Consider the following 21,659-nt stretch of genomic DNA (forward strand, 5'->3'; position numbering starts at 1 on the left):
AACACCTGACTTTGACCCGCATCATCGCTTTGATGTCGCGCAAGGAGCAGCCGTTTGCCTATCTCGACACTCACGCCGGTATTGGTCTGTATGACCTGCAGGGTGATCAGGCGAGCCGTACCGGTGAGTACCTGGAAGGTATTGCGCGTTTGTGGGATCAGCCGGATCTGCCGGCGTTGACCGCTGATTACATGAAGGTGCTGCACGACATGAACCCGGATGGCCAGTTGCGCTATTACCCGGGGTCACCGGAGTTGGCGCGGCGTCTGACGCGGCCGCAGGATCGGGTGATGCTCAACGAGAAACACCCGCAAGACGGTGTGTTGCTCAAAGACAACATGGCCGGCGACCGTCGAGTGAAGGTGCATCTGGGCGAAGGCTGGCATGTGCCGCGTGCGATGTTGCCGGTGCAGGAGAAGCGGGCGGTGATGTTGATTGATCCGCCGTTCGAGCAACTGGATGAGATGCAGCGCTGTGCGGCGTCGCTGAAAGAGGCGATTGGCCGGATGCGGCAGACCGTGGCGGCGATTTGGTACCCGGTGAAGGACCAGCGCATGTTGCGTCGTTTTTATCAGGATCTGGCGGGCACGGGCGCGCCGAAGTTGTTGCGGGTCGAGTTGCTGGTGCATCCGTTGGATACGCCGAACAGTCTGAATGGTTCGGGGCTGGCGATTGCGAATCCGCCGTGGGGTCTGGAAGAGGAATTGCGTGAGTTGCTGCCGTGGTTGTCCAAGAAGCTGGGGCAGACCCAGGGTGGTTGGCAGATGGATTGGTTGATTGCCGAATAGGGTCAATTGACGAGCAAGATCAAAAGATCGCAGCCTCGTTTCACTCGACAGCTCCTACAGGGGGAATGCATTTCTCTGTAGGAGCTGTCGAGTGAAACGAGGCTGCGATCTTTTGCTTTTTGGGATTCAGATCGGGCAAGTCACGCCTGTACCGCCAATGCCGCAATACCCTTCAGGGTTTTTCGCCAGGTATTGCTGGTGGTAAGCCTCGGCGAAGTAGACCGTCGGCGCTTCGTCGATTTCAGTGGTGATCGTGCCTTTGCCAGCCTTGGTCAACTCGGCCTGGAACACTTGCTCGCTGTGCTTGGCGGCTGCCAACTGAGTCGGGTTGGTGGCGTAGATCACCGAGCGGTATTGGGTGCCGATGTCGTTGCCCTGACGCATGCCCTGGGTCGGGTTGTGCAGTTCCCAGAACATCTTCAGCAGTTCTTCGTAGCTGACTTTCGCCGGCTCGTAGACCACCAGTACCACTTCGCTGTGGCCGGTCAGGCCCGAGCAGACTTCTTCATACGTCGGGTTCGGCGTAAAGCCGCCGGCATAACCCACCACCGTGCTGACCACGCCTTCGCGCTGCCAGAACTTGCGTTCCGCGCCCCAGAAGCAGCCCAGGCCGAAGATCGCGAAATCCACGTCCATCGCGAACGGGCCCAGCAGCGGGGCGTCGTGGACGAAGTGTTTTTCCGGCAGGTTCATTGGGGTTTCACGGCCAGGCAGAGCTTGTTCTTTAGTCGGGAGCACGTTTTTGTTCACCAGGATTTCCGAGCGCAAGACCATCATCAGTCCTCTCAGTCAGGTTGGATGTAAATAAACAGACCACCAGTGTGCCCAATGATGCCAAGTTAATCACTACTCCTGTGGGAGCGAGCTTGCTCCGGGCGGCGTTCCGACGATAGCAGTATCAGTCGACATCAATGCTGACTGACACGGCCTCATCGCGAGCAAGCTCGCTCCCACAGGGTTTTGTGTCTTGGCAGAAAGAGCCTTCAGCCTTATTCAGGCGATCGGGCCACGCGGGTAGCGCTTGAGCTTTTCGATCAGCTCGGTGCCCGGGATCGGTCGGTCGAACAGGTAGCCCTGGCCGACGTCGCAGCGGTGACGGCGCAGGAAAGCCAACTGCTCGGCGGTTTCGATGCCTTCAGCCACGACCTTGAGTTTCAGGTTGTGGGCCATGGCGATCACCGCGGAGGTGATTTCCATGTCGTCCTGGTTGTCCGGGATTTCGTGGATGAAGCTTCGATCAATCTTAATGATGTCGATCGGGAATTTTTTCAAGTAACTGAGCGACGAGTAACCGGTGCCGAAGTCATCCATGGCCAGGGTCAGGCCCAGGCGCTTGAGCTGATCGAGCTGCAAGTGGGTGTCTTCGGTGGCTTCCAGCAGCAAGCCTTCGGTGAGTTCGAGTTCCAGCAGGTTTGCCGGCAGCGCCTCTTCTTTGAGGATGTTGGCGATGGACGACACCAGGTCCGGGTCGGAGAACTGCTTAGGCGATAGGTTGATTGCCACCTGAAGATTGCCCAGGCCAGCGGCGGTCAGGTCTTTGCTCATGCGGCAGGCCTGGCGGGCGATCCATTTGCCGATGGGGATGATCAGGCCGGTTTCTTCGGCGACGCTGATGAACTGGTCCGGGCGGATCATGCCTTTTTCCGGATGGTTCCAGCGCAGCAGCGCTTCCATCCCCAACAGGCGACCGCTGCGCAGGCAAAGCTTGGGCTGGTAGAACACGTCCAGCTCATTCTGGGTCAGGGCGCGACGCAGGTTGTTTTCGACGAACAGTTTGTAGCTGGCTTCTGCGTTCAGCGCTTCGGTGAACACCTGAACCTGGTGTTTTCCGTTGGCCTTGGCCTTGTGCAGCGCGAGGCCGGCGTTGCGCATCAGGGTTTGCGGATCGCGACCGTGCAACGGTGCGCAGGCCAGGCCCACGGAGCCGGTGACGCTGATCAGTTGGTTGTCGACGAACATCGGCTTGTCGAGGGTCGCCAGCAATTGATTGGCGATCTGCTGGCCCGCACGCAGGTCGGTGTCGTCCAGCAGCACGGCGAATTCGTTACTGGCGAACCGCGCCAGGCTGCCACTCGGGCTCAGGCTGTTGCGCAGGCGTCGGGCCAGGCTGATCAGCAGTTTGTCGCCGGTCTGGTGGCCGAGGCTGTCGTTGATCCGCTTGAAGTTGTCGATGTCCACTAGCAACAAGCTGATCGGGGTATCGCTGTCTCGGGCGAAACGTTCATCGAGGTTGCGGATGAAGGCCGGACGGTTGCCGAGGTTGGTCAGGTTATCGGTGTAAGCCAGACGCTCAATGCGCTGCTGAGCGAGCTTGGTCTGGGTGATGTCTTCGTAGATGCCGATGTAATGCGTCAGCTCGCGGTTGTCGCCGTAAACCTTGGAAATCGACAACTGGCCCCAGTAGGGTTCGAGATTTTTGCGGCGGCTTTTGAATTCGCCTTGCCAACTGTTGCTCTTGGCCAGCGCCGAGGGCGCGTCGAACAACAGCTCGCTGAGGTTTTCCAGTGCCGGCAGTTCCGACAGCCGCTGGCCGTGGACTTCTTCGGTGGTGTACTGGGTGATCGCCGTGAAACTCGGGTTGACGTATTCCACCACGCCATCGCAATTAACCAGCAAAAAGGCGTTGGCGCTTTGCTCTACCGCACGCTGAAACAGGTGCAGGGCGCTGGTGGCGGTGCGACGGTTGTGGTTGTTGATGACTTGGGCAAACTGATCCGCCAGTTCGCCGGCGAAAGCAATTTCGTCCGATTGCCAGGCGCGGGTCGTACCGGTCTGTTCCAGGCAGAGTACGCCGACCACTTGGCCGTCGACGCGGATACTGGCGTCGAGCATGGCGTTCACATCACGCGAGCGCAGATGTTCGGCCATTTCCCGGGTGCGCGGGTCGCGCATGGCGTTGTGGGCGTCGATGGCGCGGCCGGTGTGCAAGGCATCCAGATAATCAGGGAAGAGACTGACGTCAATCGGCTCCGGCAGCAGGTATTCCTGGCTGGCGCGGTGATAGGCCGAAATCGGCACGAGCAGTGAACCTTCGAGGTTCCACAGGCTGGCGCAGTCGATTTCGTAAATGTCACAGGCGCTGCGAGTGATCAGTTCGGCGGCTTCTTGCAGGGATTTGTTGCTGCTATAGCGCTGGCGGGTCAGCAGCAGGATCAAGTCTTGCTGGGCGCGCACCCGGTCCAGGTGCAGAAGCTGTTCCTGCTGGGCGCGCTGATTGAGTTCCAGGGCGATTTGCAGGCGAGAGTTCTGGGTTTCGAGGTCCAGGGCCGGCAGCAGTTGCTCGCCATCGAACAGGCCGTCGACCACCAGCAGGTAGCCGCGCAGCAGGTGTCGATTATGTTGTTTGTAGGCTTCGCCCAGTTCCAGCAGGTTCAAGGAGCCGGCGGCGGTGTGCAGGGTGTAGCGGATCAGGTAATGCGGGCTTTCGGTGAGTTGCTGCTGAACCGCGTCATGCAGCTGATAGCGCGCTTCGGGCTCCATCAGGCTGGCGTAGGGCGAGCCGACCAGAGCGCAGAGCTCCACCGCAGGCAGGCCGAACTGTCGTTCGCAATTAGGATCGAGAAACAGCAGCGCCCAACTCGCTTCATTCAGCCGTTCGAAACGCAGCATGCCGAGCCGCGAGGGCACAGGCAACTGCGTCACTACCTCGGCCACCATACGGCTGGCGGCATCGGGTTGGCTCTTCATATGGAGGGAAACTCACTTCGAATAGGCTGATCGCGCCGGGCTCTCGCCCTCTTTACTGTTACCAGCGGCAAGGTTGCATCATTGCGACACTGACTGACAAGAGACATGAAGGCCAAGTGCTATAAGAATATGTCGGCAGGAGGACGAGTTTCTCCAGCAGCCGGCTAAAAGTAATGCTTCAAGCCGAAAAGATCGCAGCCTGCGGCAGCTCCTACGTTGGGATGTAGGAGCTGCCGAAGGCTGCGATCTTTTTGGGATCACCGAAGTGCTATGCCGACCGACTGCAAAAGGTTGCCGTCCCTGTCGTGATAGTTGACCTGAACCTTCTCCTGATCAACGATCAAATGGGCAAAGTTGTCCTGACTGACCACCTGGCTGGTCAGTTCATGCTGATAGTCGCCAGCGGCTGTTCGCGCCAACGGTTGATCGAGGATGAAGGTGGATGCCTTGGCGTACGGCAGCAGTTTGCTGTTGCACAAGGGTGAGGAGACGATGGTGTGCACCTCGAAGTCCGGGTCCTCGCTGTGGGTCAGGCGACTGGTCAGGGAGCCATGGACATCACCGGAAACGAAGAAGACGTTCTTGATGCGGTGTGTACGAATTGTCTCCAGCAGCCGCAGACGCTGTTCGGGAAAGGCTTTCCACGCGTCATCACCGTGGGCTTTGCGGTCGGGGTAGAACATCACGCTGGTGACCACGAATTTGACCCTGGCCGGGCTGTGAATCAACCATTTGCACAAGACCTGTTCCTGCTCTTCATCGAGGATGCGTCGATCATTGGCCGACAGGTTGCGTCGGGTTCGACTGTCAGTGACAAACCATTCGATATCACCTTCGGCGAACTGATACCAATACTGTTCCAGTTTTCTATTTATTTGCCCGCTGGCAAGAAGTGTATGCGCCGGGCTATGACTGGCTTGATACAACTCATACGCCGCGATGGCGTTTTTGTATAAATAGGCGTCGGCCTTATTTTTTTTGGCGGGCCAGTTGTCTTCAATTTCATGATCATCGAGGATCATGTAAGTCGGCACGCCGGACATTAACTTGGCAATATTGGGTTGGGAAAAAGCCGCGCGGTACTTACTGAGTATTTCCTTGTATTCCCGGTCGGGAGCAATGACGTTCAGGTCATCGACATAGATTTGATCGCCGGTCATCAACATGGCGCTGATGGGCGGTTCGGCCTGCTGCGCCAGATTCGTGATCGAGGCGAAAATCCTGTCCCCCAGATGCGGTGCAGACGGGACGCCAGCGGTCATGCGCAGGTAACGACATGAACCGACGATATAGGCCCGTGGAATCGTGGCTTTGCTGGACTGTGTGCGAAACCGGTAGATATCGCGCGGCCATTGCAGCGGCAGTTCCTGAATTGTCTCCACGGTGTGCACCGGGCTCATGGGGCTGAACCAGCCTGCTTGGTATTCGTACTCGGTGTCGGTGGCAAGGTCGTTGAGTGCAATCACATCGGACATATCACGCAAGATCGTCAACTTTGCAAATACACCTTGGGACCAGCGCTCTTCGCCAGGCCGGCGATAACGAATACCTGCAAATGCCGGCGCATTGTTTTGAAGTTCGCCACGCAAGAAGATGCGTGTGTGGTTAGTTGTTGTGTGGCCAATAATAGGGCCGACAGTCGGTTTAAACATGTTCGAATCCATTCGAAGTAATGCTAACTAAGCAAAATAAGTTGATAAGGGTTCTAGCAACAATTAGTTGAAGTAAGCTTAGTTATGGGCTCGCAAAAAATATCGAGCAGAAGTGGACTGGAGTTGTGGGCGACGTAAGCCGCGAATGTAGGAAAGGGGTGTTGGGTGACTTTCTTCCAGGCAAAAAAAGCCCCGCCAAACTGGCGGGGTTGAGGTACGAGCGTGGCGCTCGGAAAACGTGGAACGCGACGGGCCCTCCGGTGAAGGAGGGCCGATCGGTGTTACAGCAGGATGGTGCGGATGTCCGCCAGCAGGTCGCTCAGACGCTTGGTGAAGCGTGCAGCAGCGGCGCCGTTGATCACGCGGTGATCGTAGGACAGCGACAGCGGCAGCATCAGTTTCGGCTGGAAGGCTTTGCCGTCCCAGACTGGCTGGATGGTTGCCTTGGAAACACCGAGGATCGCCACTTCCGGCGCGTTGACGATCGGCGTGAAGCCGGTGCCGCCAATGTGGCCGAGGCTGGAAATGGTGAAGCAGGCGCCTTGCATGTCGTCAGCGGTGAGCTTTTTGTCGCGGGCCTTGGCGGCCAGCACGGCGGCTTCGGCTGCCAGTTGCAACAGGCTCTTCTGATCGACGTTCTTGATGACCGGTACCAACAGGCCTTCAGGGGTGTCGACTGCGAAGCCGATGTTCACGTACTTCTTGCGGATGATCGCTTTGCCGCTTGGTGCCAGCGAACTGTTGAAGTCCGGCAGTTCCTTGAGCAGGTGTGCGCAGGATTTGAGCAGCAGTGGCAGGATGGTCAGCTTGACGCCAGCCTTCTCTGCAACGGCTTTCTGAGCGATACGGAACGCTTCCAGGTCGGTGATATCAGCCGAATCGAACTGAGTCACGTGCGGAATGTTCAGCCAGCTGCGATGCAGGCTCGACGCGCCGATTTGCATCAGGCGTGTCATCGGCACTTCTTCGGTTTCACCGAAGCGGCTGAAGTCCACGACCGGAATCGGCGGGATGCCTGCGCCACCGGTTGCGCCAGCAGCAGCGGCCGGTGCTTCCTTGGCCTTCTGCATCATGGCTTTGACGTAAACCTGCACGTCTTCCTTGAGCACGCGACCGTGCGGGCCGCTTGGGCTGACCGAGCTCAGCTCGACGCCGAACTCGCGAGCCAGTTGGCGCACCGCAGGACCTGCGTGAACCTTGGCGCCCGGTTTGGCCGGTGCAGCAGCAGGTGCGGCCGGTGCCGGAGCAGCAGGCGCAGCGGCGGCTGGAGCTGGAGCACTAGGAGCAGCAGCAGCGGCCGGAGCCGGGGCAGCAGCAGGCGCAACGCCTTTGACTTTCAGCTTCAGGATCAGGTCGCCGGTACCGACTTCGTCATCCAGCTTGATGGAAACGCTTTCCACCACGCCAGCGGCAGGCGATGGAATTTCCATGCTCGCCTTGTCGGATTCCAGGGTGATCAGCGACTGGTCGGCTTCAACGGTGTCGCCGGCCTTGACCAGGACTTCGATGATCTTGGCCTTGCCTGCCGAACCGATGTCCGGGACATGAATGTCCTGAACGCTGTCAGCAACCGGTGCAGCCGGGGCCGCAGCGGCTGGCGCTGGAGCAGCGGCAGCAGGTGCCGCCGCCTGAGCTGGCGCGGCCGCAGCCGGTGCCGCGGCACCTGCCACTTCCAGATCCAGAATCAGGTCGCCGGTGCCGACTTCGTCGTTGAGCTTGACGCTGATGGCCTTGACCACGCCAGCTGCAGGCGAAGGGATTTCCATGCTGGCCTTGTCGGATTCCAGGGTGATCAAAGACTGATCAGCCTCGACGGTGTCGCCGACTTTGACCTGGATCTCGATGATCTGGGCCTTGCCCGACGAACCGATGTCCGGCACGTGCACTTGCTGGGTGGTTGCAGCAGCTGGAGCTGCGGCCGGAGCAGCCGCTGCCGGAGCAGGAGCAGCAGCCGGTTTCGCTTCAGCTTTGGCCGCCGGCGCAGCGGCAGCCGCAGCCGCAGGGGCCGCAGCAGCGGCACCTTCGACTTCCAGCTCCAGCAGTTCGTCGCCTTCTTTCAGGCGATCGCCCAGCTTCACTTTGATGCTCTTGACGATGCCAGCCTTGGGCGCAGGGATTTCCATGCTCGCCTTGTCCGACTCAAGCGTCAGGATGCTTTGGTCGGCTTCCACACGGTCGCCGACCTTCACAAATAGTTCGATTACTTCACCTTCACCGCTGCCGATGTCAGGTACGCGAATGAGTTCGCTCACAGAGTGTCTCCTCAGCAGTCCAGTGGGTTGCGTTTTTCCGGGTTGATCCCGAACTTGGCGATGGCTTCAGCCACCACTTTAGGTTCGATATCACCACGGTCAGCCAAGGCTTCCAGGGCTGCCAACACCACGAAATGACGGTCGACTTCGAAGAAGTGACGCAGCTTCTTGCGGCTGTCACTGCGGCCGAAACCGTCGGTGCCCAGGACTTTGAATTCCTTGGACGGGACCCACTGACGAATTTGCTCAGCGAACAGCTTCATGTAGTCGGTAGACGCGATGACCGGACCTTGACGGCCGTTCAGGCACTCTTCGACATAGCTCAGTTTTGGCTTCTGGCCCGGGTGCAGACGGTTGCTGCGCTCTACGGCCAGGCCATCGCGACGCAGTTCGTTGAAGCTGGTAACGCTCCACACGTCAGCGCCGACGTTGAACTGTTCACGCAGGATTTTCGCCGCTTCGCGAACTTCGCGCAGGATGGTGCCGGAGCCCATCAGCTGAACGTGGTGCGCCGCTTCGCGGGTGTCTTCCTCGAGCAGGTACATGCCCTTGATGATGCCTTCCTCGACACCGGCCGGCATGGCTGGCTGCTGGTAGGACTCGTTCATCACGGTGATGTAGTAGAAAACGTCCTGCTGCTGTTCGGTCATCTTCTTCATGCCGTCCTGAATGATCACCGCCAGCTCGTAGCCGTAGGTTGGATCAAAGGTGCGGCAGTTCGGGATGGTGGCAGCCAGGATGTGGCTGTGACCGTCTTCGTGTTGCAGGCCTTCGCCGTTCAGCGTGGTCCGGCCGGCGGTGCCGCCGATCAGGAAGCCACGGGTACGGCTGTCGCCAGCGGCCCAGGCGAGGTCGCCGATACGCTGGAAGCCGAACATCGAGTAGAAGATGTAGAACGGCAGCATTGGCTGGTTGTGGCTGGAGTACGAAGTACCGGCAGCGATGAAGGAGCTCATGGCGCCCGCTTCGTTGATGCCTTCTTCGAGGATCTGGCCCTTCTTGTCTTCTTTGTAGAACATCACCTGGTCTTTATCGACTGGCTCGTAGAGCTGGCCGACGGAGGAGTAGATGCCCAACTGACGGAACATGCCTTCCATACCGAAGGTACGGGCTTCGTCCGGGATGATCGGAACGATGCGCGAGCCGATTTCCTTGTCCTTGACCAGCTGCGCGAGGATCCGCACGAAGGCCATGGTGGTGGAAATTTCACGGTCGCCCGAGCCGTCCAGGATTGCCTTGAGGGTATCCAGCGATGGCGTCGGGATGTCGAAGCTTTTGGCACGGCGCTGTGGCACGAAACCGCCCAGTGCAGTGCGGCGCTCGCTCAGGTAACGGGCTTCAGCGCTGTTGGGTTCCGGTTTGAAGAACGGCAGGTTTTCCAGTTCTTCGTCTTTGACCGGAATGTCGAAGCGATCACGGAACAACTTCAGGCTTTCAACATCAACTTTCTTGGTGTTGTGCGCAGTGTTTTTCGCTTCGCCGGCACCGGTGCCATAACCTTTGATGGTCTTGGCCAGGATGACGGTCGGTTGTTCTTTGTGGTTGACCGCTTCGTGGTACGCCGCGTAGACCTTGTACGGGTCGTGACCGCCACGGTTGAGTTTCCAGATCTCGTCGTCGGACAGATCAGCAACCATCGCCTTGAGTTCTGGCGAGTTGAAGAAGTGTTCGCGTACGAACGCGCCGTCTTTGGCTTTGTAGTTCTGGTACTCGCCGTCGATGACTTCGTCCATGCGGCGTTGCAGGATACCGTCGACGTCTTTGGCCAACAGTGGGTCCCAGAAACGGCCCCAGATGACTTTGGTCACGTTCCACTGAGCACCGCGGAACACGCCTTCGAGTTCCTGGATGATCTTGCCGTTGCCGCGAACCGGGCCATCAAGGCGCTGCAGGTTGCAGTTAATAACGAAGATCAGGTTGTCGAGCTTCTCGCGGCCAGCCAGCGAGATCGCGCCCAGGGATTCCGGCTCGTCACACTCGCCGTCGCCCAGGAAGCACCAGACTTTTTGCTTGCCTTCAGGGATAAAACCACGGGCTTCCAGGTACTTCATGAAGCGTGCCTGGTAGATCGCCTGGATCGGGCCCAGACCCATGGATACGGTCGGGAACTGCCAGAAATCAGGCATCAGCCACGGGTGCGGGTAGGACGACAGGCCCTGACCGTCGACTTCCTGACGGAAGTTGTTCATCTGGTCTTCGGTGATGCGGCCTTCCATGAACGCACGGGCGTAAACGCCTGGCGAGGTGTGACCCTGGAAGTAGATCAGGTCGCCGCCGTGTTCGTCGGTCGGGGCCTGGAAGAAATAGTTGAAGCCGATGTCATACAGCGTTGCGCTGGAGGCGAAGCTGGAGATGTGACCGCCCAGGTCAGAATCTTTCAGGTTCGTACGCATCACCATGGCCATCGCGTTCCAGCGTACCAACGAGCGAATGCGGCGTTCCATGAACAGGTCGCCAGGCATGCGTGCTTCGTGGGTGACAGGGATCGTGTTGCGGTATGGCGTGGTGATGGCGTAAGGCAATTGCGAACCGCTACGGGTTGCGAGTTCGCCCATACGGGTCATCAGATAGTGAGCGCGGTCTTCGCCTTCTTTGTCGAGAACCGATTCCAGGGCGTCCAGCCATTCCTGGGTTTCGACGGGATCGAGGTCTTGCATGGCTTGCTCCAGGGCGGAAAGGCTTCCAGAATCGGTTGCCTGAGTTTGCGACTGGCCTTGTGGGCAGACGATATAAATTCTTGGATTGCCGAGAGGTTGTTCCGGCGGCGTGTAGTTTTACTACAAATCTTCGGGCATTTCAGCCTTTCGAATGTATATACGAGTAGTAAAACTACAGATGAGCGGCTTGTGGCCTCCAGCTGCGTTGTGAGAATAATCGTTAAGGTTGGTCTTTTGCCAACCAGAAAAGGTGAAAGCTTGATGCTGTCTGCCAAAAATAAAGAAATTTCAGCTATTTCTAACCTTTGTTCGACAGTCGATCAGGTAGTGCATTCTCGCGAATCACTACATGCAGCCCTCTACACGCCGATCAAGGATAGACCATGAGCCTCCCTTCGCTTGCCGAACTGCCTGGCATCCTCCTGCCGTTTGTCACCCGCGCCGAGCAGTCGTTCCGTACGGCCGTCGCGGTGCTTCCCGACGACCATGGCCTGGCCGGCTGGACGCCTGAACGCTGGGCGCAATTTGCCCGCGTCACCGCTGCCAGCGACTTCGTGATTGAACAAAGTGTCCGTGACCCATTGATGTTGCTGGAGCTGGTGCAGTCCGGTGAGCTGGACCGACGTTTTGCGCCCGGCGAGCTGTGCGCACAGATTGCGGCAGCGGTGAATGCAGCAGAAACCGACGATGGGCTCGGTCGCGCCCTGCGTCGTCAACGTACCCGCCATCAAGTGCGGATCATCTGGCGCGACCTGACGCGTCAGTGCGATCTGACCCAGACCTGTCGCGACCTCTCGGACATGGCCGATGCCAGCATCGATCAGGCTTATCAGTGGTTGTACTCGCGGCATTGTCAGCAGTTCGGCGTGCCGACTGGCCGGCGCAGCGGCGAGCCGCAGCAGATGGTCATTCTCGGCATGGGCAAGCTCGGCGCGGTGGAACTCAATCTGTCGTCGGACATCGACCTGATCTTCGCCTATCCCGAGGGCGGCGAAACCGTCGGCGTCAAACGCTCGCTGGATAACCAGGAATTTTTCATTCGTCTCGGCCAGCGCCTGATCAAGGCGTTGGACCCGATGACCGTCGACGGTTTTGTATTCCGCGTCGACATGCGCCTGCGGCCTTACGGTTCGGCCGGCGCATTGGTGCTGAGCTTCAACGCGCTGGAGCAGTATTACCAGGATCAGGGTCGCGACTGGGAACGCTATGCGATGATCAAGTCGCGGGTGGTGGCCGGCGATCAAGTGGCCGGCGCGCAATTGCAAGAGATGCTGCGGCCGTTCGTTTACCGGCGTTACCTCGACTTCTCGGCCATCGAAGCGCTGCGCACCATGAAGCAGCTGATCCAGCAAGAAGTCCGGCGCAAGGGCATGGCCGACAACATCAAGCTCGGCTCCGGTGGCATTCGTGAAGTCGAATTTATCGCCCAGGCGTTCCAGTTGATCCACGGTGGCCGCGACCTGAGTCTGCAGCAACGTCCTCTATTAAAAGTACTGAGCACGCTGGAAGGTCAGGGTTACCTGCCGCCGGCGGTGATCAGCGAACTGCGCGAAGGCTACGAATTCTTGCGTTACACCGAGCACGCGATCCAGGCGATTGCCGACCGCCAGACCCAGATGCTGCCCGACGGTGCTCAGGATCAGGCGCGCATTGCCTTTATGTTGGGCTTCGCCGACTGGGAGGCTTTCCATGAGCAGCTGATGTATTGGCGTGGCCGCGTGGCTTGGCACTTTGGTCAGGTGATCGCCGATCCCGACGAAGAGGAAGGCACCGAAAGCGAAGTGGTGGTCGGCGGCGAATGGCTGCCGTTGTGGGAAGAGGCTCAGGACGAAGAGGCCGCTTGCCGCCAGTTGGAAGAGGGCGGCTTCGCCGATGCCACCAAGGCCCTGAAAGCGTTGGCCGGTTTGCGCAGCAGCCCGCAGCTGCGGGCGATGCAGCGCTTGGGGCGTGAGCGCCTTGATGCCTTTATTCCGCGGTTGCTGGCTCAGGCCGTGGAGCACGCCAATCCGGATCTGGTGCTGGAAAGAGTATTGCCGCTGGTGGAAGCCGTGGCCCGTCGTTCCGCGTATCTGGTGTTGCTGACCGAAAACCCCGGCGCGCTGCGACGTTTGTTGACCTTGTGCGCCGCGAGCCCGTGGATCGCCGAACAGATCACCCGCTTCCCGCTGCTGCTCGACGAATTGCTCAACGAAGGTCGGCTGTTCAAGCCGCCGCTGGCGCCGGAACTGGCTGCCGAGTTACGCGAGCGTTTGACGCGGATTCCCGAAGACGACCTTGAACAGCAAATGGAAGCCCTGCGGCATTTCAAACTGGCGCACCGTTTACGGGTCGCCGCTTCGGAAATCGCCGGCAGCCTGCCGTTGATGAAGGTCAGTGATTACCTGACCTGGCTCGCCGAAGCGATCCTGGAACAAGTGCTGGCCCTGGCCTGGCGCCAGACCGTGGCCAAATACGGCACGCCGCTGCGTACCGACGGCACCTTGTGCGATCCCGGCTTCATCATTGTCGGTTATGGGAAAGTCGGGGGTCTGGAACTGGGGCATGGTTCGGACCTGGACCTGGTGTTCATTCACGATGGCGATCCGCAGGCGGAAACCGACGGGCCGAAACCTATCGACGGTGCGCAATTTTTCACTCGGCTGGGGCAGCGGATCATTCACTTACTCACGGCCCAGACCAACTCCGGTCAGCTGTATGAAGTCGATATGCGCCTGCGACCTTCCGGTGCGTCGGGGTTGCTGGTGAGTTCGCTCGGTGCGTTTGCCCGGTATCAGGAAAATGAAGCCTGGACCTGGGAACATCAGGCGCTGGTGCGGGCGCGGGTGCTGGTGGGCAGTCCGGACGTCGGCCAGGCGTTCGAGAAAGTCCGCGCGGCGGTATTGGGCAAGTCGCGGGACCTTACAACCTTGCGCCAGGAGGTCAGTGAGATGCGCGCCAAAATGCGCGATAACCTTGGCAGCAAGAGCACCGCGGCGGGCACCGGGGCAAATGCCTTCGAGGCCACGGCGCCGTTCGATCTCAAGCAGGACGCCGGAGGTATCGTCGATATTGAATTTATGGTGCAATACGCGGCCCTGGCGTGGTCCGAATCGCACCCGCCATTGCTGCGCTGGACTGACAATATCCGCATTCTGGAAGGGCTGGAGGAGGAAGGGCTGATGCCCGCCGAAGACGCCAGCCTGTTGCGCGAGGCCTATAAAGCCTACCGTTCAGCCGCTCACCGGCAGGCCTTGCAGAAGGACGCCGGGGTGATACCGGGCGACCAGTTCGTGGACGAACGGCGGCAGGTAGTGCGGATCTGGCGCGAACTGGGATTGAGTTAAGCGACACAATTCAAATGTGGGAGCGNGGCTTGCTCGCGAAGAGGCCGTCACATTCAGCCTCTATAGTGACTGACACTGCGCCTTCGCGAGCAAGCCCGCTCCCACAGTAGATCTGCATTGTTTCGCAGATCGATGTACACCAAATCCCAATGTGGGAGCGAGCTTGCTCGCGATAGCGGAATGACAGTCGACAATAATGTTGAAGGTGATGACCCATCGCAAGCAGCCTTGCTCCCGCAGTGATTCTCGAGGCGGGGAGGCGTATGCCTNCCCCGGCTCGTTTATGGAAACCACATGAAAATTCTGATCGTTGGGCCCAGTTGGGTCGGTGACATGGTGATGGCGCAGACACTGTTTCAGTGTCTCAAGCAGCGCCACCCGCAATGCGAAATCGACGTGCTGGCCCCCGAGTGGAGCCGGCCGATTCTTGAGCGCATGCCCGAAGTACGCCAGGCCTTGAGCTTTCCGCTCGGTCACGGTGCTTTGGAGCTGGCGACGCGTCGGCGCATCGGCAAATCCCTGACCGGCCAGTACGACCAGGCGATCCTGCTGCCCAATTCCCTGAAGTCGGCATTGGTGCCGTTCTTCGCCGGCATCCCGAAACGCACCGGCTGGCGTGGAGAGTTCCGCTACGGCCTGCTCAATGACGTGCGCACGCTGGATAAAGAACGTTACCCGCTGATGATCGAACGCTTCATGGCCCTGGCTTACGAGCCCGGTGCCGAGCTGCCGACACCTTATCCACGGCCGAGCCTGCAGATTGACCCGGTCACGCGCGAGGCGGCAATGGCCAAGTTCGGCCTGGCCCTCGACCGCCCGGTGTTGGCGCTGTGCCCCGGTGCCGAGTTCGGCGAGTCCAAGCGCTGGCCGTCCGAGCACTATGCCCAGGTTGCCGAAGCGAAGATCCGTGAAGGCTGGCAAGTCTGGCTGTTCGGTTCGAAAAACGATCACGCCGTCGGCGAAGACATCCGTTCGCGGCTGATTCCCGGTTTGCGTGAAGAGTCGGTGAACCTCAGCGGCGGCACCTCCCTGGCCGAAGCCATCGACCTGATGTCCTGCGCCGATGCGGTGGTGTCCAACGACTCCGGCCTGATGCACGTCGCCGCTGCGCTGAATCGCCCGTTGGTGGCAGTCTACGGCTCGACGTCGCCGGGTTTCACGCCGCCACTGGCCGAGCACGTCGAGATCGTGCGCCTGGGCATCGAATGCAGCCCCTGCTTCGATCGCACGTGCCGTTTCGGTCATTACAACTGCCTGCGCCAGCTCATGCCGCAAGCGGTGAACGAAGCCTTGCAGCGTTTGCAAGGCACTGTGGTCGAGGTCAAATAGTTTGCGGGTACTGCTGATCAAGACTTCTTCGCTGGGCGACGTGATTCACGCGTTGCCGGCGCTGACCGACGCGGCACGGGCGATCCCCGGCATCCAGTTCGATTGGGTGGTGGAAGAAGGCTTCGCCGAAATCCCGACCTGGCACCCGGCCGTGGGCAAGGTGATTCCGGTGGCGATCCGTCGCTGGCGCAAAAACATCTGGCAGACCATCAAGAGTGGCGAGTGGAAGCGCTTCAAGCAAAGCGTTCGCGCCAACAAATATGACTTGGTGATCGATGCCCAGGGCCTGCTGAAAAGTGCGTTGCTGACCCGATACGCCAAAGCCCCGGTGGCCGGGCTGGATAAAAACTCGGCCCGTGAGCCGATTGCCGCACGCTTTTATTCCCGGCGTCTGGCCGTGGCCCGTGGGCAACACGCGGTGGAGCGGGTGCGTCAGCTGTTTGCCGTGGCCCTTGGTTACGACCTGCCCAAAGGCTTGGGCGATTACGGCCTGAACGTCGAACGACTGGTGGAATTGCCGCGCAAGAATCCTTACGTGGTGTTCCTGCACGGCACCACGTGGGACACCAAACACTGGCCTGAAGCCTACTGGCGCGAGTTGGCCGAGCGCGTCGGCTATCTCGGTGTCGCGGTGAAGCTGCCGTGGGGTAATCCGATCGAGAAAGCCCGGGCCGAACGCATCGCCAAAGACATGAGGCACGTCGAAGTGCTGCCCAAGCTGAATCTGGCGGGTGTCGGCAAAGTGCTGGCCGGTGCGCAAGCCTGCGTGGCGGTGGACACTGGTCTCGGCCACCTCGCCGCTGCGCTGGACGTGCCGACGATATCGTTGTTCGGCCCGACCAACCCGGGCCTGACCGGTGCCTACGGTAAAGCGCAGATTCACATCGCCAGCGATTTCCCCTGCGCGCCGTGTATGCAAAAGAAATGTACGTATCAACCGACGGCCGAAGATGCCCGTCAGTTTGACCTTAAACGCGAGTGGCCCCTGTGCTTCACGCGTCTGAATCCCGAGCGTGTCGCGACCCGACTGAGCACGTTGTTACTGGCTGAGGAGCTGCGCTGATGCAATTGGCATTCGTCTTGTACAAGTACTTTCCATTCGGGGGCTTGCAGCGCGATTTCATGCGCATCGCCCTGGAATGTCAGCAACGCGGCCATCAGATTCGGGTCTACACGCTGATCTGGGAAGGCGACATTCCACCGGGCTTCGAAGTGTTGGTGGCGCCGGTCAAGGCGTTCTTCAATCATCGACGCAACGAGAAACTCAGCGAATGGATGGAAGCGGATCTGGCCAAGCGTCCGGTGGACCGTTTGATCGGCTTCAACAAAATGCCGGGTCTGGACGTCTACTACGCCGCCGATGGCTGCTTCGAAGACAAGGCACAAAACCTGCGCAACTCGCTGTACCGCCGTTGGGGCCGCTACCGGCACTTCGCCGAGTACGAACGCGCGGTGTTCGCCAAGGATGCCAAGACCGAAGTCCTGATGATTTCCGAAGTTCAGCAGCCACTGTTCATCAAGCATTACGACACGCCGCTTGAGCGCTTCCATTTGCTGCCGCCGGGTATCTCTCAGGACCGTCGCGCGTCGGCGAATGCCGCCGAGATCCGTGCCGAGTTCCGTCGCGAATTCAACCTGAAAGACGATGATCTGCTGCTGGTGCAAATCGGCTCCGGGTTCAAGACCAAAGGTGTGGATCGCAGCCTCAAGGCGCTGGCCGCATTGCCCGCCGATCTGAAGAAACGCACCCGGCTGTTTGTAATTGGCCAGGACGACCCCAAATTATTCCAGATGCAGAGCGCCACATTGGGGCTCGGCGATAACGTGACGTTCCTCAAGGGCCGCAGCGACATCCCGCGTTTTCTGCTCGGCGCCGATCTGTTGATTCACCCGGCGTACAACGAAAACACCGGAACCGTGTTGCTCGAAGCCCTGGTGGCCGGGTTGCCGGTGCTGGTGAGTGCGGTGTGTGGTTACGCCCATTACATCGCCGAGGCCGACGCCGGTCTGGTGCTGGAAGAGCCTTTCGATCAGGCGCAACTGACTCAGTACCTGACCGGTATGTTGAACGACGCTCAAGCACGGGCGGCCTGGAGCCGCAATGGTCTGGCCTTTGCCGAGACGGCCGACCTCTACAGCATGCCGCAGCACGCGGCCGATGTGATTCTGGCGGAGCACGCTTAATGAAGTTGATGCTGGCTGAACCGTTCAAGAGCCTCTGGGCCGGACGTGACCCGTTCGCTGAAGTCGAGGGCCTCCAGGGCGAGGTATACCGCGAACTTGAAGCGCGCCGAACCCTGCGTACCGAAGTCGATGGCAATGGCTTTTTCGTGAAGATCCACCGTGGCATTGGCTGGGGCGAGATCTTCAAGAACCTGCTCACTGCCAAACTGCCGGTGCTCGGTGCCGGCCAGGAATGGAAGGCCATCCAGCGCCTGCAAGAGGTCGGCGTGCCGACCATGACCGCCGTGGCTTACGGCGAGAAGGGCAGCAACCCGGCGGACCAGCATTCGTTCATCGTCACCGAAGAGCTGGCGCCCACTGTCAGCCTCGAAGACTTCAGCATCGACTGGATCAAGCACCCGCCCGAGCCAAAACTCAAGCGTGCACTGATCGCCGAAGTCGCGCGCATGACCGGCATGATGCACCGCGCCGGGGTCAACCATCGCGACTGCTACATCTGTCACTTTCTGCTGCACACCGACAAGCCGGTGACGGCCGACGATTTCAGGCTCTCGGTGATCGACCTGCACCGCGCCCAGACCCGTCCGACGATTACCCAACGCTGGCGCAACAAGGATCTGGCGGCGCTGTACTTTTCGGCCCTGGACATCGGCTTGACCCGTCGTGACAAGTTGCGTTTCCTCAAGGGTTATTTCCAGCAGCCCCTGCGCCAGATACTGGGCGAGGAAGCCGGGTTGCTCGCCTGGCTCGAAGGCAAGGCCAACAAACTCTACGACCGTAAACAGCGATACGGGGATGCGCTCTGATGGCGGGTTGGAAACTGGAGCCTGCGTACAGTGATCTTGCAGAAGATTTCGGCAGTCTTGAGGCTGTGTTTGCGCTTGAGGGCGAACGCCTGACGCGCGACCTGTTGTCCGAGGTCATTCGCGTCCAGCGCAATGGCGTCAACTATTACGTCAAACGCTACGTGGGTGCTGGCAAAGGTCTGCGCCGTTACCTGGGCAAGCCTCGGGTGAAAGCCGAGTGGCAAAATCTCAAGCGCTTTGCCAAGTGGGGCATTCCTACCGCCGAAGTGGTGGCTTGGGGTCTGGAACGTCGCGGTGCGGCGTACGATCGCGGGGCAATGATCACCCGTGAGCTGCCGCATACCGAAGACTTGTCGGCCCTGGCCGAGCGGCATGATCCTAAACTGGCGGACCGCGCCTGGGTCGACAACGTCAGCCGCCAGCTGGCGGGTTATACCCGGACCATGCACGACCATCGTTTTACCCATAACGATTTGAAGTGGCGCAACCTGCTGATCGACGATGAGGCCCGGCTGTTTTTGATCGACTGCCCCAATGGTGATTTCTGGCGCGGCTTCTGGCTCAAATACCGGATCACCAAGGACCTGGCCTGTCTGGACAAGGTCGCCAAGTATCACTTGTCGGCTACCCAGCGCCTGCGCTTTTACCTGCAATACCGCCAACGTGATCGGCTGAATGCCGCCGACAAAAAACGGATCCGGCACGTGGTGAGATTTTTCGAGGGGCGCGAATGACTGATTTTCTGGCGGCTGAAGACCGTGCGCTGCTTGAGCGTCACGGCCTCGGCACCTTCGACGCACTCTGGGTCAAGCAGCTCGACGCTGTGGACGAGCCCAATACCGCTCGCGGTGGCTGGAGCAGCGTGTTTCGGCTGGATCTGGAAGGTCATGGCTACTACCTCAAACGCCAGAGCAACTACCAGATGCGCACCTTGCATGCGCCCTTTGGCGAGCCAAGTTTTTCCCGTGAGTTTCGCAATATCAGTCGCTATGAAAAGTTCGGTATTCCGGCGTTGAAAGCGGCGTTTTTCGGTGAGCGCAAAGTCGACGGCGAAGTCCGAGCGATTCTGCTGACCCGTGCCCTGGACGGTTGGGATGACCTGGATTCGCTGTTGCAGCGCTGGTCGGACCTGAGTTCGGCGCAGCATTCGGCCATTCTGCAGGCCTGTGGACAACTGGCTCGGTGCCTGCACGGCGCGCGTCAGATTCACGGTTGCTTCTACCCCAAACACATTTTTCTCCAGGCCACCGGCGACGGTTACCTGGCCCAGCTGATCGACCTGGAAAAGACCCGGCCGTTGCTGTTTGGTCTGCGTGATCGGGCCAAAGACCTGGAGCCGTTGCTGCGTCGGGCGCCTGAGTGGAGCGAAGCGCAGTTGCGCGAGCTGCTGGCCGCCTATCTGGATCAATCGCAAGACAGTTCGCTGATCGACAGCTGGCTTGCGCGCCTGACCGCGCGGCGTAGTCATAAGGAGGCGCGCTGATGCGTTTGTCCGAACTGAAAAACGCTGGCCGCAGCCCGAGCCTGCCGCTGAACATTCCTCTGGCCGACGCCGCCGGCCCTGCCGAGCTGCAGTTGCTGAGTCTGTTGCGGGTGTTGCCGGGGCAGCGTTATGTCGGTGCCGGCGTCTGGCGTGGGCGGCCGGTGCTGGCCAAGTTGTTGGTCGGCAGTAAAGCGGCGCGGCATTTCCAGCGTGAGCTGGACGGCGTGCGGTTGCTGGCGGCTCAGGGGTTGACCACGCCGTTGTTGCTGGCTGATGGCCTGAAGGACGGCGAGGGCGGTTGGCTGCTGTTTGATTTCCTTGAAGGCGCTGAAAGCCTTGGGGATGCCTGGAAACGGGTCGAGCACTTGCCGATGCTGGCGGATGAGCAATCGGCGGTATTGGCCGATGCGCTGGGTGCGATCGGTCAATTGCACCGCAAGGGCCTGTGGCAGGAAGACCTGCATCTGGACAACCTGCTGCGCCAGGGCGGTCGGCTGTATTTGATCGACGGCGCCGGAATCCGCACGGAGACGCCGGGCCAGCCGCTCTCGCGGCAGAAAATCCTGGAGAACCTCGGGGTGTTTTTCGCCCAGTTGCCCAAGTCGCTGGAGCCCTACACCGAAGAGTTGCTGGTGTATTACCTGCTGAGCAACGGCGAGCATGCCTTACCGATGGAAGCGTTGCAGAAGCAGATCAGCAAGGTGCGCAGCTGGCGCCTGAAGGACTTCCTGATCAAGGTCGGCCGCGAGTGCACGCTGTTCAGTGTCCAGCGCGGAGCGTTCGGCTTGCGGGCGATTCGCCGCGAGGAAGAAGCGGCGATGCTGCCGGTGCTGGCGCAGGCCGATGCGTTGCTCGATCAGGGCCATCTGTACAAGACCGGCGGCGCGGCGAGCGTCGGCAAGGTCGAGGTGGCTGGTCGTACGCTGGTGATCAAGCGCTACAACATCAAAGGTTTTGCCCACTGGCTCAAACGCTTCTGGCGCCCGAGCCGTGCCTGGCACTCCTGGCGTGAAGGCAATCGCCTGGCGTTTCTCGGCATCACCACACCCAAACCGTTGGCATTGCTGGAGAAGCGTTTTCTCTGGTTGCGCAGTCGGGCTTATTTGGTGACCGAGTATTTACCGGGACCGGACATCATCGAGCGCTTTGCACCTTACGTTGAAAGTGGTGAGGCACCGGAAGCCGAATTGCTGGCGCTGGATCATTTGTTTGCCGAGCTGATTGGCGAGCGGATCAGTCACGGCGATTTCAAGGGGCATAACCTGTTCTGGCAGCACGATCGCTGGGCGCTGATTGATCTGGATTCGATGTGTCAGCACGCCTCGCTCAGCAGCTTCGCCCCGGCCTACGCGCGGGATCGGGCAAGGTTCATGCGTAACTGGCCTGAGAGCAGTGCGCTGTATCGGGTCATTGATCAGCGTCTTCCCAAAGATATCTCTAGCGCTGCCTGAATCGGACCTTCGGTCCTATCGCGAGCAAGCCCGCTCCCACAATAGTT

13 protein-coding genes and 1 pseudogene (1 of these 14 cut by a window edge) are annotated in these 21,659 nt (G+C 59.9%); 9 read left to right on the forward strand and 5 right to left on the reverse strand.

All coding sequences use genetic code 11. The features are described from left to right. Nucleotides 1-788, forward strand: a pseudogene (locus E3W21_RS11125) (23S rRNA (adenine(2030)-N(6))-methyltransferase RlmJ) (it extends 54 nt beyond the left edge of the window). Between the two features lie 126 nt (nt 789-914). Here E3W21_RS11125 and msrA read toward each other — a convergent pair. From msrA to aceE, 5 genes are all read right to left on the reverse strand, one after another. Next, nucleotides 915-1,562 (reverse strand): peptide-methionine (S)-S-oxide reductase MsrA, encoded by a 648-nt coding sequence (msrA, locus tag E3W21_RS11130; protein WP_134419969.1) that lies wholly within the window; start codon nt 1,560-1,562, stop codon nt 915-917. A 219-nt stretch (nt 1,563-1,781) separates the two neighbouring features. Beyond that, the gene (locus tag E3W21_RS11135; RefSeq protein ID WP_129439096.1) at nt 1,782-4,475 is read right to left on the reverse strand and encodes a bifunctional diguanylate cyclase/phosphodiesterase; all 2,694 of its coding nucleotides are present in this window, start codon (nt 4,473-4,475) and stop codon (nt 1,782-1,784) included. Between the two features lie 257 nt (nt 4,476-4,732). Further along, nucleotides 4,733-6,127: an alkaline phosphatase D family protein gene (locus E3W21_RS11140; protein ID WP_134419737.1), complete on the reverse strand. Its 1,395-nt coding sequence runs from the start codon at nt 6,125-6,127 to the stop codon at nt 4,733-4,735. A gap of 281 nt (nt 6,128-6,408) precedes the next feature. After that, on the reverse strand, nt 6,409-8,379 hold the full coding sequence (aceF, locus tag E3W21_RS11145; RefSeq protein ID WP_134419739.1) for a dihydrolipoyllysine-residue acetyltransferase: 1,971 nt from the start codon (nt 8,377-8,379) through the stop codon (nt 6,409-6,411). A gap of 11 nt (nt 8,380-8,390) precedes the next feature. Continuing rightward, nucleotides 8,391-11,036: a pyruvate dehydrogenase (acetyl-transferring), homodimeric type gene (gene aceE, locus E3W21_RS11150; protein WP_134419741.1), complete on the reverse strand. Its 2,646-nt coding sequence runs from the start codon at nt 11,034-11,036 to the stop codon at nt 8,391-8,393. A 383-nt stretch (nt 11,037-11,419) separates the two neighbouring features. Between aceE and glnE the strand changes: the two genes are divergently transcribed. From glnE to E3W21_RS11195, 8 genes are all read left to right on the forward strand, one after another. Then, nucleotides 11,420-14,359 carry a bifunctional [glutamate--ammonia ligase]-adenylyl-L-tyrosine phosphorylase/[glutamate--ammonia-ligase] adenylyltransferase gene (gene glnE, locus E3W21_RS11160; protein ID WP_134419743.1) on the forward strand — a complete coding sequence of 980 codons (2,940 nt, stop codon included), beginning with the start codon at nt 11,420-11,422 and terminating at the stop codon, nt 14,357-14,359. A 294-nt stretch (nt 14,360-14,653) separates the two neighbouring features. Then, complete coding sequence (gene waaF / locus E3W21_RS11165; RefSeq protein WP_134419745.1) at nt 14,654-15,688, forward strand: lipopolysaccharide heptosyltransferase II; 1,035 nt, start codon at nt 14,654-14,656, stop codon at nt 15,686-15,688. A 1-nt stretch (nt 15,689) separates the two neighbouring features. Then, nucleotides 15,690-16,751: a lipopolysaccharide heptosyltransferase RfaC gene (gene rfaC / locus E3W21_RS11170; RefSeq protein ID WP_134419747.1), complete on the forward strand. Its 1,062-nt coding sequence runs from the start codon at nt 15,690-15,692 to the stop codon at nt 16,749-16,751. Beyond that, complete coding sequence (locus E3W21_RS11175; RefSeq protein WP_134419749.1) at nt 16,751-17,872, forward strand: glycosyltransferase family 4 protein; 1,122 nt, start codon at nt 16,751-16,753, stop codon at nt 17,870-17,872. Before rfaC ends, E3W21_RS11175 begins: the two co-directional genes overlap by 1 nt. Next, nucleotides 17,872-18,678, forward strand: a complete 807-nt coding sequence (gene rfaP, locus E3W21_RS11180; RefSeq protein WP_134419751.1) for a lipopolysaccharide core heptose(I) kinase RfaP — start codon at nt 17,872-17,874, stop codon at nt 18,676-18,678. The genes E3W21_RS11175 and rfaP overlap by 1 nt, the downstream gene beginning before the upstream one ends. Next, nucleotides 18,678-19,412 carry a lipopolysaccharide kinase InaA family protein gene (locus E3W21_RS11185; protein WP_129439079.1) on the forward strand — a complete coding sequence of 245 codons (735 nt, stop codon included), beginning with the start codon at nt 18,678-18,680 and terminating at the stop codon, nt 19,410-19,412. The genes rfaP and E3W21_RS11185 overlap by 1 nt, the downstream gene beginning before the upstream one ends. Beyond that, complete coding sequence (locus E3W21_RS11190; protein ID WP_134419753.1) at nt 19,409-20,161, forward strand: lipopolysaccharide kinase InaA family protein; 753 nt, start codon at nt 19,409-19,411, stop codon at nt 20,159-20,161. Before E3W21_RS11185 ends, E3W21_RS11190 begins: the two co-directional genes overlap by 4 nt. Continuing rightward, the gene (locus E3W21_RS11195; RefSeq protein WP_134419755.1) at nt 20,161-21,612 is read left to right on the forward strand and encodes a lipopolysaccharide kinase InaA family protein; all 1,452 of its coding nucleotides are present in this window, start codon (nt 20,161-20,163) and stop codon (nt 21,610-21,612) included. Before E3W21_RS11190 ends, E3W21_RS11195 begins: the two co-directional genes overlap by 1 nt. Nucleotides 21,613-21,659: the final 47 nt, after the last annotated feature.

Origin of the sequence: Pseudomonas sp. F01002 (genome assembly GCF_004402115.1) — a bacterium.
GTDB lineage: Bacteria > Pseudomonadota > Gammaproteobacteria > Pseudomonadales > Pseudomonadaceae > Aquipseudomonas > Aquipseudomonas frigoris.

Coding starts and splice junctions, on each gene's coding strand:
- aceE (WP_134419741.1), bottom strand. CDS start 11,036: ATGCAAGACCTCGATCCCGTCGAAACCCAGGAATGGCTGGACGCCCTG.
- rfaP (WP_134419751.1), top strand. CDS start 17,872: ATGAAGTTGATGCTGGCTGAACCGTTCAAGAGCCTCTGGGCCGGACGT.
- waaF (WP_134419745.1), top strand. CDS start 14,654: ATGAAAATTCTGATCGTTGGGCCCAGTTGGGTCGGTGACATGGTGATG.
- E3W21_RS11140 (WP_134419737.1), bottom strand. CDS start 6,127: ATGTTTAAACCGACTGTCGGCCCTATTATTGGCCACACAACAACTAAC.
- E3W21_RS11185 (WP_129439079.1), top strand. CDS start 18,678: ATGGCGGGTTGGAAACTGGAGCCTGCGTACAGTGATCTTGCAGAAGAT.
- msrA (WP_134419969.1), bottom strand. CDS start 1,562: ATGGTCTTGCGCTCGGAAATCCTGGTGAACAAAAACGTGCTCCCGACT.
- E3W21_RS11175 (WP_134419749.1), top strand. CDS start 16,751: ATGCAATTGGCATTCGTCTTGTACAAGTACTTTCCATTCGGGGGCTTG.
- E3W21_RS11195 (WP_134419755.1), top strand. CDS start 20,161: ATGCGTTTGTCCGAACTGAAAAACGCTGGCCGCAGCCCGAGCCTGCCG.
- glnE (WP_134419743.1), top strand. CDS start 11,420: ATGAGCCTCCCTTCGCTTGCCGAACTGCCTGGCATCCTCCTGCCGTTT.
- E3W21_RS11190 (WP_134419753.1), top strand. CDS start 19,409: ATGACTGATTTTCTGGCGGCTGAAGACCGTGCGCTGCTTGAGCGTCAC.
- E3W21_RS11135 (WP_129439096.1), bottom strand. CDS start 4,475: ATGAAGAGCCAACCCGATGCCGCCAGCCGTATGGTGGCCGAGGTAGTG.